The organism is Microbispora sp. NPDC049633, from assembly GCF_040675265.1.
Taxonomy (GTDB): domain Bacteria; phylum Actinomycetota; class Actinomycetes; order Streptosporangiales; family Streptosporangiaceae; genus Microbispora; species Microbispora maris.
In genome coordinates this window covers 1-12,840 of record NZ_JBFAOO010000205.1, presented here as the reverse complement: position 1 = coordinate 12,840, position 12,840 = coordinate 1, and the positions used below count along the sequence as shown (strand labels likewise).

Sequence of the window (12,840 nt, the reverse complement as noted above, 5' to 3'; positions counted from 1 at the left end):
CCGGCCGCGGGAGGCCACGCCGCCTGGGCGGAGCTGCGCGACATCCTCACCGACCTCGGCATGGCCGGGGAGCCGAGCGAGACGCCGCGCGCGCTCGGCCGCCGTATCGCCGAGCGGTACGCACCCGGGCCGCAGGCCGCCGAGTCGCTCGCCCGCGTCGTCACGTCGGAGGAACGGCTCAGGTACGCCCCCGCGCCTGCGGCGTCGGGCCCCGTCCCCGCGGACCTGCGCCGCATCAGGCGGGATCTGGCGTCGAAGACCTCACGGTGGCGGCGGCTGGGCGCCGCGCTGGTCCCGATGTCCGTCCTGCTGCGGCTGCGGTCGGCCGGAGAGAACGTGCTCGACGTGTTCGACCGGCTGGAGGGCCTGCGGCCCCGGCTCTGGCGGACAGGGCTCCGGCGGACAGGGCTCCGGCGGACGGGGCCCGGGCAGGCCGACGGGACATCGCCGGGACGCGGGACCGCCACGACGCCCGGGCGTCCCGCCGACTCCGGAGAGGACCGGACTCTGACCGGCGCCCGCCGCTGACCTGTCGCTCCCGTCACCCGGGCGCGTGGCCGCCGGGGTGACGGGGCAGCCGGGCGCGCGGGGAGAGGATTTCTCGCCGCATACGACTCGGTGGGCCCGCTTCGCGGGCCCACCGGCGGTGGCTCAGATGGGGATCAGTGCTCGTCGTGGCGGCGGCGCCAGCGCTCTTCCATGCGCTCCATGAAGCTCTGCCGCTGCTGGGGACGGCGGCCGCGCTCGCGGGACGGCGGGGAGTCGCCGAACCCGCTCATGCGTTTCCAGCTCGACAGGCCCCACAGACAGGTGGCCAGCATGACCACGAAGCCGGCGGCACCGAGCCAGATCTGGGCCGCGACGACGCCGACCATCAGCAGGACCACGCCGAGTGCGAAGCCTATGGAGGCCTTCACCAGGCGGCGCTTGTAGTGGCTACGCGGATTGCTGATCCGTACGGTGTTCGCCCACTTCGGGTCCTCGGCATAGAGGGCCTGCTCGATCTGGTCGAGCAAGCGCTGCTCGTGCTCAGACAGCGGCACGGCGCCTCCCAAGGACGGCCCCATTCAGGGGAAGACGGCAACGGACGACACGGGGTGTCCGAACCTCGCGGTCGGTTATCCCCAGAATACGAGGCCTCAGACGTAGGCGAAAGAAAACGTCCAACGCGGTCCAAACCGGAGGTGACGTCATGGACCTATTGGACCAAATGGACGGCGAACAAGCGACGCCGGTTTCACCGCGTCCGGGCCGAACCTGCGGGCCGCCCGGTCCATGGCCTGTTCGGCCTCCCGCCAGCCGGTCTCCCGCTCTCCCAGGCTTATCTGGCGGGTCGCCGCGGCGGCCGGGACCAGGTTCTCCACGCGTACGCCGACCAGTCGCAGCCGTACCCGCTCCAGCCCCGCAGCCTCGTAGAGCTCGCATGATGTGTCGAAAATCTCCTTCGCGACGTCGGTCGCCTCGCGCAGCGTACGCGACCTGGTGATGGTCGTGAAGTCGGATCGGCGGAGTTTGACGCTGACCGTGCGGCCGGCGTGCCCGCCGGCCCGCAGCCGCGCGGCGACCCGTTCCGACAGCCGCAGCAGCTCGCGCCTGATCGTCTCGGGGTCGTCGACGTCGTGCGGGAACGTCTCCTCGTTGCCGATGCTCTTGTCGGGCGCGTGCGGCACCACCCGTCGCTCGTCGCGTCCCCAGGCCAGGGCCGCCAGATGCGCGCCGACGGCGCCGAACTCACGCTGGAGCGTCGCCACCGGCACCTGGGCCAGGTCCCCCACGGTGCGGATGCCGAGCCGTACGAGGGCCTGCTCGGTGCGCTCCCCCACCCCCCACAGGGCGGCCACGGGCAGCGGGTGCAGGAACTCCACGACCCTGCCGGCCGGGACCACGAGCAGGCCGTCGGGCTTGCACTGGCGCGAGGCGAGCTTGGCCACGAACTTCGTGCTCGCCACCCCCACCGAGCAGGTGATGCCGTACTGCTCGGCGACCTGGGCGCGGATCGTCCTGGCGATGGCCGCGGGGCTGCCCAGCCTGCGGCGGGCCCCGCCGACGTCGAGGAACGCCTCGTCGGAGGCGATCGGCTCCACCTCGGGGGTGATCGACTGGAAGATCTCCATGACGCCGCGGGACACCTCGGCGTACTTGGCGTGGCGGGGCGGGATGACCGTGGCCTGCGGGCAGATGCGCCGGGCCCGCGTCATCGGCATCGCCGAGTGGACCCCGAACCGGCGCGCCTCGTAGGTGGCGCTGAGCACGACGCCGCGCGCGCCCGTGGCGCCGACGATGACCGGGGCGCCCCGCAGCTCCGGGCGGTCGAGCAGCTCGACGCTGGCATAGAAGGCGTCCATGTCCACATGCAGGATCGGGCAGCCGCTGTCGTCGACCGGCCCGTCCGGCGGAGGCGAGGGATCCCGAGGCAGCAGCTGGTTCCGGGACATGAGGTCACCCTACCCGAGCACCGCACTACCCGAACATGGTTTCTACTCGCGGTACGCGATGACGTGGATCTGGGTGGCGACGTCGCGGAGCACGGGGTGGGTCGCCGCCGCCCGTTCCAGCGCGACCAGGCCGTCGGGATCGCTCTCGGCGAGCATGCCCGGGACGAGGTCGGCGAAGATCCGCACGCCCTGCACGTCGCCGACGGTGAACCCGGCCGCCTCCAGCAGCGCCGCCAGCGTCTCCCGGGAGAAGCGGCGCGGCGTGGGATCGCGGTCCCCCCAGCGGCCGGCCGGGTCCGACAGCACCCGGCGCGCCTCGTCGAAGTGGCCGGCCAGCGAGCGGTGGACGGCCGCGGCGACCGAGTTGGCGGCCAGCACGCTCACCACGCCGCCCGGCCGCAGGATGCCGCGGACCGCGCCCAGCGCGCCCGCCGGGTCCTCGACGTACTCCAGCACGCTGTGGCACAGCACCAGGTCGGCGCTGCCGGGTTCGAGCAGGTCGCCGAGATCGGCGGCGTCGCCCTGCAGGCCCTTCACGCCGACTCCCGTCTCGGCGGCGCGGCGCTCCAGCGCGGCCAGCGAGTCGGGCGTCGGGTCGACCACGGTCACGACGTGCCCGAGCGTGGCCAGCGGCACGGCGAAGCCGCCGGTGCCGCCGCCGGCGTCCACGATGTCGAGCGTGTCGCGCCCGGTGGCGGCCGTCCGCTCGGCCAGGAGCGCGCGCAACGCCTCCCAGACGACGGCGCGGCGTGTGGCGTCACGCACTTGCGGCCTCCCTGTCGGGGCTGTCGGTCCGCCGGGCGGTGCCGAGGGCGGTGGGGTTCAGAGCGAAAGCGAGGGCTTGAGCTGCTTGAAGCGGGCCAGCAGGCCGTTGACGAACTGCGGCGACTCGTCGGTCGACAGCTCCGCGGCCAGGTGCACCCACTCGCTGATGACGACGCCCTCCGGGACCTCCTCCGACCACAGCATCTCGTACGTCCCGCCGCGCAGGACGTTGCGGTCGACGGCCGGCATGCGCTCCAGCGTCCAGCCCTCGGCGTACGTCGAGATCAGCTCGTCGATGCGCTCCAAGTGCCGGACCACGCCCTCGACGAGGAAGGAGGTGTACTCGTTGACCGGAGGGTCCGACCGCTCCACCCGCTCGGCGAGCACGTCGAGCGGGCTCACCTGCCGGGCCTCCGCCTCGAAGAGGATGTCCAGCGCGCGGCGGCGGGCCTTCCCCCGAGCCGACACGTCAGGCCCGACCGAGGTACTCGCCGGTGCGAGTGTCGACCTTGACCTTCTCGCCGGTGGTGATGAAGAGCGGGACCTTGATCTCCGCGCCGGTCTCCAGTGTGGCGGGCTTGGTGCCGCCGGTGGAGCGGTCGCCCTGCAGGCCCGGGTCGGTGTGCGAGATGGTCAGCTCGACGGCCGCCGGGAGGTCGACGTACAGCGGGTTGCCCTCGTTGAAGGCGACGGTCGCCGTCGTGTTCTCCAGCATGTAGTTGGCGGCGGTGCCGACGACCGAGCGCGGGATGTTGACCATGTCGTAGGTCTCGGTGTCCATGAAGACGAAGTCGTCGCCGTCGAGGTAGGAGTACTGCATGTCCCGCTTGTCGACGTTCGCCACGTCGACCTTCACGCCGGCGTTGAAGGTCTTGTCGACGACCTTCCCGGACAGGACGTTCTTGAGCTTGGTGCGGACGAACGCGCCGCCCTTACCCGGCTTGACGTGCTGGAACTCGACAACGGCCCACAGCTGCCCATCGTCGAGCTTGAGCACGAGTCCGTTCTTCAGGTCGTTCGTCGTCGCCACGTAGCGTCTCCCGCGTGCGGCTGCCCTACAGGACGAGCAGCTCCTTGGTGGTCAGTGTGAGAAGCTCCGGCCCGTCACCACGCGTGATCAGCGTGTCCTCGATGCGCACACCGCCCCTGCCCGGGAGATAGACCCCCGGCTCGACGGTGATCGGAACTCGATCCTCTAGTCTACCGGTCCTGCCAGGGCCCAGGAACGGCAGCTCGTGGATCTCCAGCCCGACCCCGTGGCCCAGACCGTGGCCGAACCGCTCGGCCTGACCCGCTTCGGCGATGACCTCGCGCGCCGCGGCGTCCACCTGGCCCGCCGTCGCCCCCGGCCGTACGGCGTGGCGGCCCGCGCGCTGGGCCCGCCGTACGAGGTCGTAGAGGTCGCGCTGCCACGATGCGGGCGGGCCCACGGCGACCGTGCGGGTCATGTCGGCGTGGTAGCCGTCGTAGCGGGCGCCGAAGTCCATGGTCACCAGGTCTCCCCGCTCGATCGGCCGGTCGGAGGGCGAGTGGTGCGGGATCGATCCGTTGGGGCCGCTCGCCACGATGGAGTCGAAGGCCGGCTTGTCCGCGCCGAGCTCGACCATGGCGGCCTCCAGCCACCGGGCGACCCGCCGCTCGGTGACACCGGGGACGATGCGCTCCACGACCAAGGAGAACGCCTCGTCGGTGATCGCGCAGGCGCGGCGCAGCGCCGCGATCTCCCCCTCGTCCTTCACGGCTCTGACGGCCTCCACGAGGCCCTCCACCGGCGTGAGACCGGGGTGCGCGGCGGCGAGCCGCCCGAACTGTCCCACGGGCATGTGGCCGGCCTCCACCGCGACCCGCGCGGTGTCCGGTACGCGATCGAGCAGCACCCCCGCGACGTCGCGGCCCTCGATCACCTCGACGCCCTCGCACACGGCCTCGGCCGTCTCCAGATAGCGCGAATCGGTGGCGAGCGCGGCCTCGCCCGTCGCGGTGACGAGCACGGCGGCGTTGGAGCTGGCGAGGCCGGTGAGGTAACGGACGTTGACCGGCCAGGTGACCAGAACGGCGGCCGTGTCGTGCCCGGGGAGTGCCGCGGCCAGCCGCGCGCGGCGAGATGCGTGCGTCACGCCCCGGACTCTACGCCCGCACGGGCGCTCCTGATGCGCCGGCCGGTCACGCCGTTTCGGCGCTGAGGACCCGCGCCACGGACCGGCGGGCCGCCAGGCGTGCGGGCAGGGCGGTGAACGCCGCCGTCGCCGCGAGAGTCGCGAGTGCGGCGCCGAGCAGCCAGGCGGAGGGTGGTTCCACCGCGTTCCCGGCCGCGAAGAGCGAGAGCAGGCCGGCGCCCAGAGGAACGCCGAGGACGGCGCCGGGCAGGCTGGGCAGGAGCTGGGCGGTGGACAGCCCCGCGGTGATCTGTCCCGGGGTGGCGCCGAGCGTACGCGCGATGGCCATGTTCGCCCGCGCCTCCATGGCGGTGGTCCAGGTGAACGTGACGGTGTTCACGACGGCGAGCGCGATCAGCAGGACGGTGACGGCGAGCATCAGCCGGCGGTCGTGCTCGCCGCGCAGGTTGGGCAGGGCGGAGGAACCGTCCAGGCCGTAGCCCCTCTCCGGCTGGGCGTGGAGGGTCAGCAGGGCGACGAGCGCGATCACCGTGGTGGCGGTGGCACACGCCTGCAGCACGGCGCGGCCCGGCCGGCGGGCGGTCAGCCGCAGCCCGAGCAGCAGCGGTGTGGGCAGCAGAGCGGACAACGCGGTGAGCCAGGGCCGGTGACGGGGCTGGTGCGCGGTGGCGGACAGCGCCGTGACGGTCGCCGTACGCATGGCCCGCAGCGTGGGACGCAGCGTGGACAGTACCGCCACGGCCACGGCGAGGGCGGTCGCCGTGGCGACGGTGGCGCCGCCGGGCCCGTACGCGTCGCCGATCCGGCTGGCGGTGGGGCTGGCGATGGCGGGCACGGTCAGGCGGGCGATCACCAGCCCCAGCGCGTCGCCGGCCAGCGCCAGAGCCAGGTACTCGGTGAGCAGGACGGCGGCGATCAGACCGGGAGCGGCGCCGACGGCCTTGAGCAGCCCGGCCCGGCGCGTCCGCTCGACGGCGCGTCCCGCGGCCAGCGCCGCGACTCCGGTGACGGCCAGGAAGCCGAGCAGCCAGCTGCCGACGACCAGGATCGGCTGGCTGTCTCTGAGGATGACCATGTCCTGTGTGGCGGTGAACCGCCACGAGTGGAAGTTGATCCTGATGTCGGAGGCACGATGGGCGTGGCGGAAGGCGTCGGCGGCGGCGGGGTCGCGCAACTTGAGGTCCAGGGCCGAGCTCACCGGGAGATCTTCGGACGACGCCAGTGTCCGGGCGTCCGATCGGGTCATCCAGGCCAGGCCGCTGTAGTCGCTGGGGCCGCCGCCCGGGCCGATCTGCGCCGCCCAGGGATAGATGGAGGTGGCCGCGGTGACGGCGATCCCGACGACGGGGTACGACCGGCCGGCGATGGTGACGTGGTCGCCGACGCCGACGCCCAGCGCGGTGGCGAAACCGCGTTCGAGGACGGTGCCGCCGGAGCGTACCCACTGGCCCGAGGTCACCAGCGGCCGGTTGACCGCGCCGGGCGTCTCGGCGAAGCCCTGCACCACCACCGGGGACGAAAGGGAATCGCGCGTGGTGAGGTCGGCGTAGACGATGCGATAGGGACCGTGGTGGGCGACCACTTCGGGAGCGTCCGCCAGCGAGGCCAGGGCCGAGGTCACGGCGGGCCCGGTGTCGCCGGAGAGCGCCACCACGTCCGGCCCGGCGGTGGCCGCGCGGGTCTGCTCGTACAGCGCGTCGCTCACGCCCCGCAGGGACAGGCCCAGCGCCATCGTCGCGGTGGCCAGGGTCACCGCGAGCAGGAGCATCGCGGCCTGGGCCCGGTGCCGGCGCATGTCGGCCAGCACCAGACGCACGACGAGCACGACGGAGCCCACGGCGTTCAGCCCTCCAGCCCGATCAGGCCGCCGAGCCCGCCGAGCCGCCCGGTGCCGGTGCCGGCCAGCCGGGTGTCGTCGACGAACATCCCGTCGCGCATCGAGACCAGCCGGTCCGCGGTGGACGCCACCCGTTCGTCGTGCGTGACGATCACGAGGGTCTGCCCCGCGGCGCGCAGGCCTTCGAAGATCCTCAGCACGTCGAGGGTCGCCGCGGTGTCGAGGTTGCCGGTCGGCTCGTCGGCGAGGACGACCAGCGGGTCGTTGACCAGCGCGCGGGCGACCGCGACCCGCTGACGCTGCCCGCCCGACAGCCGCGACGGCAGGTGCCGGGCGCGGTCGGCGAGCCCGACCCGCTCCAGCAGCAGGCCCGCGCGGCGCCTGGCCTGGCGGCGCGAGCACCCCGCCAGCAGCGCGGGCAGCTCCACGTTCTCGGCCGCCGACAACTCCTCCACCAGATGGAAGGCCTGGAAGACGAACCCCACCGTCCGGCGCCGCATGCGCGCCAGCGCCCGCTCGCTCAGCGTGTCGATGCGCCGTCCGGCCATCCACACCTCGCCACCGGTGGGCCGCTCCAGGCCACCGAGCAGGTGCAGCAGAGTCGACTTCCCGCAGCCGCTCGGTCCCATCACCGCCAGCGTCTGTCCCTGCGGCACCTCCAGGTCGACCTCGTCCACCGCGCGGACCCGGCCCTGCCCCTGACCATGCGTCTTCACCAGGCCGCGGGCCCGGACCACGGCGCTCGGCACGTTCATCCGCCCTCGATTCCGCGGTCGGCTTCGGACCAGGCCCGCTCGCAGGCATCCAGCCAGCGCAGGTCCGCCTGCAACCGCAGCACGACCCCTTCCAGCAGCAGACCGGCGCCCGAGCCCGCCGGCTCGGCCAGCGCCGCCTGCTGCGCCTCACGCAGGTGGCGCAGCAACTCCCGGCGCTGCGCCGCCACCAGCTCCACCGGGTCGGCCAGCCTGTCCGCGGCGGCGGCGGCGAGCTTGAGATGGAACTCCGCCAGGTCCGGTTTCGGCCAGCCCACCTCGGCCAGCCAGGCCGCCACGCGTTGCTGCCCGGCCGGCGTCAGCGCGTAGACCTTGCGCTCCGGCCGCTCGGGCAGGCCGTCCGCCCGCTCGCAGACGACCAGCCCCGCGCGCTCCAGCCGGGCCAGCGTCACGTAGATCTGACCGCGGTTCATCGACTCGCCCAGGGGGCCGAGGACGCGCCGCAGCCGGGCGTGCAGGTGGTATCCGTGCGAGGGCTCCTTGGCGAGCATCGCCAGCACCGCGTCCTGCATGTCACCCCCTAACGGTTAGCTAATAGATAGCCGTTACCCATAGGAAGTGTCAAACGTCACTCCGGCGGTGACCCTCGGCGGCGCGGGTCATGGCGCCCGCGCCGCCGGACGGCTCAGGAGGCCAGGTCGCGGATCTTCTCGATGAGCGCGACGCGCTCCTCGTGGGTGCGGGCCACGGGGGCGACGTTGAGCGTGGTGACCCCGGCCTCGCGCAGCGCGGCCAGCCGCTCCCTGACGTGCCCCTCCGAGCCGACCAGGGACATGCGCTCCAGCAGTTCCCTGGGCACCAGCGCCTCGGCCTCCTTCTTCTTGCCCTCCAGGTAGAGGTCCTGGATCTGCTCGGCCTCCTTCTCGTAGCCGTAGCGCCGGGCGAGGTCGTTGTAGAAGTTCCTGCCCTTGGCGCCCATGCCGCCGATGTAGAGGGCGGCCATGGAACGGCCCAGCTCCAGCACTCCCTCGACGTCGTCGCCGATCGCGAGCACGGCCTGCGCGATCACGTCCAGCTCGCCGAGAACGGGATCCCTGCGCTCGCGGCCGGCGGCCAGCGAGGGGCCCCACACCTCGCCGGCCTTCTCCGGCATGAAGAAGATCGGCTCCCAGCCCTCGGCCAGCTCGGCGGCGAGCTCCACGTTCTTGGGCCCGATGGCCGCGATCACGATCGGGATGCGCTCGCGCACGGGGTGGTTGATCAGCTTGAGCGGCTTGCCGAGGCCGGTGCCGCCCTCCATGGGCAGCGTGTAGTGCTTGCCGGAGTACTCCAGCCGCTCGCGCCGCCAGACCTTGCGGCAGATCTCGATCACCTCGCGGGTGCGGCCGAGCGGCGCGGTGTACGGCACGCCGTGGAAGCCCTCGATCACCTGCGGGCCGGAGGCGCCGAGGCCGAGCGTGAACCGCCCGTCGGAGACGTAGTCGAGACCGGCGGCCGTCATGGCCAGCAGGGCCGGCGTGCGGGAGTAGATCGGCAGGATGCCCGAGGCGATCTGCAGCCGCTCGGTCCTCGCCGCGATGTAGCCGAGCTGGCTGACGGCGTCGAAGCTGTACGCCTCCGCCACGAACACGATGTCGAGCCCGGCCTTCTCGTAGTCGGCCAGCTCGGCGACGGTCTCCTTGAAGCCCCCCGAGTAGTTGAGGGCCATTCCGATCCGCATCCGCCTCGTCCTTCCGCGTGAACCCGTCGGTAACCGAATGATGTTCCGTATTCGGATCCCAAGGCTAACGATGCGGACCGGGCGTGACCACCGTCAGGGGCGGCGGGCGACACCGCCGAGCACCGGCAGGAAGCCGCCGCGCGGCGGCAGCGCGTCGTCGCCGGGCCGCCACTCGTTCAGGGGGACCAGGCCGGGCTCGACCAGGTCGAACCCGTCGAAGAAACGGGCGATCTGCGCGCCCGGCCTGGCCTCGAAGGGCGCGTTCGCGTTGCCGTAGACGTCGCCCGCCCGGGCCATCTCCTCCGGGAGGAGGTCGGAGCAGACGTGTGAGATGACGACGTGACTGCCCGGAGGGAGCAGGTCGCGGTAGGCCGCCACGACGGCCTCCGGGCCCTCCTCGTCGGGGACGAAGTGCAGGCAGGACACCAGCAGCACCGCCACGGGCCGGTCGAGGCCGAGGCCGGCCGCCGACGCCGCCGTCACGATCTCCTCCGGCCGCCGCAGGTCGCCCTGCAGGAAGCGCACCCGCGGGTCGCCCTCCAGCAGCGCCCGCCCGTGCGCCGCCACGACCGCGTCGTTGTCCACGTACGTCACGAACGAGTCGGGGGCCTCCTCCAGCGCGATCTCGTGGACGTTGCCCTGTGTCGGCAGCCCCGCGCCGAGGTCGAGGAACCCGCGGATGCCGCATTCGGCCGCCAGGTAGCGCACGGCCCGGCCGAGGAAGGCGCGGTTCTCCCGCACCGCCTCCCGGACGTGGCCGTGCGACAGCTCGACGACCCGCTCGGCCGCCGCCCGGTCCGGCGGGAAGTGGTTCTTGCCGCCCAGGTAGTAGTCGTACATGCGGGCGACGTTGGGCCGGGTGACGTCCAGCCCGCCGGGTGCCTGCTCCGTCATGACGCGCTCCCCGCTCGGCCGGAACCATCCTTCGTGATCATTGTGGCGGAGCCCATGAATGACGGCGAATCGGGCGAATCGCTACTTATGGAGTCGCCCCTTACGGAGTCGACACAGGTCGGCGGGGGTGTCGACGTCCGCCGGGTCACCCGCGTCGTCGCAGGGCACGGGCGTCACCAGCTCCGGGTGCGCGCGCAGGAAGGGACGCGCGCCGACGTCGCCCTCGGCGAGCGCGGCGACCTCCGCCAGGTGCTCGCGCGCGATGAGCACCGGGTTGCGGGGCGCTCCGCCGTACGCCGCGACGGCGACGCGGGCGCCGGCCTCGAACGCGGCGATCAGCCGGCGCACCGCCTCGGGCCGCACCAGCGGCTGGTCGGCCAGCGCGACGACCACCGCGGGGGCGGCCGGCGGCAGCGCGCGCAGCCCGGCCCGCAGCGACGAGCCCATTCCGGCCGCCCAGCCGGGGTTGCGCACGACGACCGCGCCGGCGACCGGCACGTCGGCGGCCCCGAGGACGATGAGCACCGGCCGGCACCCGCCCTCGGCGAGCACCCGCACGCCGCGGTCGGCCAGCCGCTCCCCCTCGAACTCCACCAGCGCCTTCGGCCCGCCGAGCCGGCTGCCGCCCCCGGCGGCCAGCAGCAGCCCGGCGACCACCCCGCCGTTCACGGGGTATCACCGTGGATGCGTCCCGACGTCTCGGTCAGCGGCCTGCCGCTGCCGCCCCAGCGGAGCTGGATCAGCTCGGCCGCGATCGACACGGCCGTCTCCTCCGGTGTGCGCGCCCCGAGGTCGAGCCCGATCGGCGACCGCAGCCGGGCCAGCTCGTCCTCGGTCAGGCCGGCCTCGCGCAGCCGCGCCAGCCGGTCCGCGTGCGTGCGCCGCGACCCCATCGCCCCGACGTACGCCGCGGGGGTGCGCAGGGCCACTTCCAGCAGCGGCACGTCGAACTTCGGGTCGTGGGTGAGCACGCAGATCGCGGTGCGCTCGTCGACCTCGGCGGCGGCCAGGTAGTCGTGCGGCCAGGCCACCACGACCTCGTCGGCCTCGGGGAACCGCTTGGCCGTGGCGAAGACCGGCCGCGCGTCGCACACCACCACGTGGTAGCCGAGGAAGCGCCCGATCCGCGCGACGGCCGCGGCGAAGTCGATCGCGCCGAAGACCAGCATGCGCGGCGGCGGCGCGAACGACCGCACGAACACCCGCAGGTCGTCCAGGCGCCGCTCCCCCTCGGGGCCGTAGCGCCGCACGCCGGTCAGGCCCTGCGCGAGCATGCCGCGCGCGTCGTCGTCCACGGCGTCGTCGAGCCGGGCCGAGCCGAGCGAGCCGGCCGCCCGGTCCGGCCAGACCACGCGGCGCGCCCCCACGCGGCCGGGACCCGCGACGATCGTGGCCACGGCCACGGGTCGCCGCGCGGCGACGTCGGCGGCGAGCTCCCCCAGCTCCGGATAGTCCTGTTTCGAGACCGGCTCCACGAACACGTCGATGATTCCGCCGCAGGTCAGGCCGACCGCGAAGGCGTCGTCGTCGCTCACGCCGTACCGCTGCAGCACCGGCGCCCCGGTGGCGACGACCTGCGCGGCGAGCTCGTAGACCGCTCCCTCGACGCACCCGCCCGAGACGCTGCCCACCGCCTCGCCGTCGAGGACGGCCATGGCCGCCCCGGGCGGGCGCGGCGCGCTGCGGAAGGTGCCCACGACGGTGGCGAGCCCGAACCGCCGCCCCTCCTCCCACCAGCGCAGCACCTGGCCGAGCACGTCACGCATCGGCGCCCTCCCTCCGTGCGGACCCGGCCCTTCGCAGGGGCCGGTCGCCGGCCAGCAGCGCGGCCAGTTCCTCGCAGGCGGCCAGGCTGTGCCCGGCGACGAAGTCCGTGACGTACGGCAGCGCCGCGCGGATTCCGGCGGTCATCGGCCGGTACGCCGGGTCGCCCTTGTGGGGGTTGACCCACACGACGCGGCGGGCCAGCCGGGACAGCCGGGCCATCTGCGCGCCCAGCAGGTCGGCCGGGCCCCGCTCCCACCCGTCGGACGCGATCACGACGATGGCCCCCCGGGGATCGGGCAGGCGCAGCAGCGCCCGCACCTCCTCCCCCAGCCGGGTGCCGCCGCTCCAGTCGGGGATCGCCGCCGAGCAGGCGTCCATGGCGAGACCGGGGTCGCGGTGGCGGAGCGCGGGGGTGATCCTGGTGAGCCGGGTCCCCGCGCTGAACACCTCGGTCGCCCTCGGCTCCGCGCGGACGAGGGCGTGGGCCAGGCGCAGCAGCGTGTCGGCGTACGCGGCCATCGAGCCGCTGACGTCCACCACCATGACGACCCGCCGCGGGCGCATCCGGCGCACGCGCCGGCGCAGCCGGGCC

The 12,840-nt window shown here is 73.7% G+C and carries 15 protein-coding genes; 1 reads left to right on the top strand and 14 read right to left on the bottom strand.

All coding sequences use genetic code 11. The features are described from left to right. Positions 1 to 528 (top strand): DUF4129 domain-containing protein (locus AB0J39_RS33160; RefSeq protein ID WP_363471988.1); only part of this gene is annotated, 528 nt, incomplete at its 5' end. Positions 529 to 662: 134 nt separating this feature from the next. On the opposite strand, the gene AB0J39_RS33155 is transcribed toward AB0J39_RS33160, so the two are convergent. The 14 genes from AB0J39_RS33155 to AB0J39_RS33090 form a co-directional block, all read right to left on the bottom strand. Beyond that, positions 663 to 1,043: a DUF3040 domain-containing protein gene (locus AB0J39_RS33155; protein WP_346228517.1), complete on the bottom strand. Its 381-nt coding sequence runs from the start codon at positions 1,041 to 1,043 to the stop codon at positions 663 to 665. Between the two features lie 147 nt (positions 1,044 to 1,190). Continuing rightward, positions 1,191 to 2,435, bottom strand: a complete 1,245-nt coding sequence (locus AB0J39_RS33150; RefSeq protein ID WP_363471986.1) for a DNA polymerase IV — start codon at positions 2,433 to 2,435, stop codon at positions 1,191 to 1,193. A 42-nt stretch (positions 2,436 to 2,477) separates the two neighbouring features. Then, positions 2,478 to 3,200 (bottom strand): methyltransferase domain-containing protein, encoded by a 723-nt coding sequence (locus tag AB0J39_RS33145; protein ID WP_363471984.1) that lies wholly within the window; start codon positions 3,198 to 3,200, stop codon positions 2,478 to 2,480. 57 nt (positions 3,201 to 3,257) lie between these two features. After that, positions 3,258 to 3,668, bottom strand: a complete 411-nt coding sequence (nusB, locus tag AB0J39_RS33140; RefSeq protein ID WP_346228514.1) for a transcription antitermination factor NusB — start codon at positions 3,666 to 3,668, stop codon at positions 3,258 to 3,260. A gap of 1 nt (position 3,669) precedes the next feature. Further along, positions 3,670 to 4,230: an elongation factor P gene (efp, locus tag AB0J39_RS33135; protein ID WP_363471982.1), complete on the bottom strand. Its 561-nt coding sequence runs from the start codon at positions 4,228 to 4,230 to the stop codon at positions 3,670 to 3,672. A 25-nt stretch (positions 4,231 to 4,255) separates the two neighbouring features. Next, positions 4,256 to 5,317 (bottom strand): aminopeptidase P family protein, encoded by a 1,062-nt coding sequence (locus AB0J39_RS33130; RefSeq protein ID WP_363471980.1) that lies wholly within the window; start codon positions 5,315 to 5,317, stop codon positions 4,256 to 4,258. Between the two features lie 46 nt (positions 5,318 to 5,363). Further along, positions 5,364 to 7,154 (bottom strand): FtsX-like permease family protein, encoded by a 1,791-nt coding sequence (locus tag AB0J39_RS33125; RefSeq protein WP_363471978.1) that lies wholly within the window; start codon positions 7,152 to 7,154, stop codon positions 5,364 to 5,366. A 5-nt stretch (positions 7,155 to 7,159) separates the two neighbouring features. Continuing rightward, positions 7,160 to 7,909, bottom strand: a complete 750-nt coding sequence (locus AB0J39_RS33120) for an ABC transporter ATP-binding protein (protein ID WP_363471976.1) — start codon at positions 7,907 to 7,909, stop codon at positions 7,160 to 7,162. Next, entirely contained in the window at positions 7,906 to 8,439 is a 534-nt protein-coding gene (locus AB0J39_RS33115; RefSeq protein WP_363471974.1) for a PadR family transcriptional regulator, read from the bottom strand. Before AB0J39_RS33115 ends, AB0J39_RS33120 begins: the two co-directional genes overlap by 4 nt. Before the next feature lie 113 nt (positions 8,440 to 8,552). Then, positions 8,553 to 9,587, bottom strand: a complete 1,035-nt coding sequence (locus AB0J39_RS33110) for an LLM class F420-dependent oxidoreductase (RefSeq protein ID WP_363471972.1) — start codon at positions 9,585 to 9,587, stop codon at positions 8,553 to 8,555. Between the two features lie 93 nt (positions 9,588 to 9,680). Beyond that, entirely contained in the window at positions 9,681 to 10,481 is an 801-nt protein-coding gene (locus AB0J39_RS33105) for an SAM-dependent methyltransferase (protein WP_363471970.1), read from the bottom strand. Between the two features lie 81 nt (positions 10,482 to 10,562). Beyond that, a complete protein-coding gene (locus AB0J39_RS33100) occupies positions 10,563 to 11,150 on the bottom strand; it encodes a nucleotidyltransferase family protein (RefSeq protein WP_363471968.1) in 588 nt (195 codons plus the stop codon). Beyond that, entirely contained in the window at positions 11,147 to 12,247 is a 1,101-nt protein-coding gene (locus tag AB0J39_RS33095) for an XdhC/CoxI family protein (protein WP_363471966.1), read from the bottom strand. The genes AB0J39_RS33100 and AB0J39_RS33095 overlap by 4 nt, the downstream gene beginning before the upstream one ends. Next, positions 12,240 to 12,840 (bottom strand): VWA domain-containing protein (locus AB0J39_RS33090; protein ID WP_363471964.1); only part of this gene is annotated, 601 nt, incomplete at its 5' end. The genes AB0J39_RS33090 and AB0J39_RS33095, both read right to left, overlap by 8 nt.

Coding starts and splice junctions, on each gene's coding strand:
- AB0J39_RS33150 (WP_363471986.1), bottom strand. CDS start 2,435: ATGTCCCGGAACCAGCTGCTGCCTCGGGATCCCTCGCCTCCGCCGGAC.
- AB0J39_RS33120 (WP_363471976.1), bottom strand. CDS start 7,909: ATGAACGTGCCGAGCGCCGTGGTCCGGGCCCGCGGCCTGGTGAAGACG.
- AB0J39_RS33115 (WP_363471974.1), bottom strand. CDS start 8,439: ATGCAGGACGCGGTGCTGGCGATGCTCGCCAAGGAGCCCTCGCACGGA.
- AB0J39_RS33110 (WP_363471972.1), bottom strand. CDS start 9,587: ATGCGGATCGGAATGGCCCTCAACTACTCGGGGGGCTTCAAGGAGACC.
- AB0J39_RS33105 (WP_363471970.1), bottom strand. CDS start 10,481: ATGACGGAGCAGGCACCCGGCGGGCTGGACGTCACCCGGCCCAACGTC.
- AB0J39_RS33095 (WP_363471966.1), bottom strand. CDS start 12,247: ATGCGTGACGTGCTCGGCCAGGTGCTGCGCTGGTGGGAGGAGGGGCGG.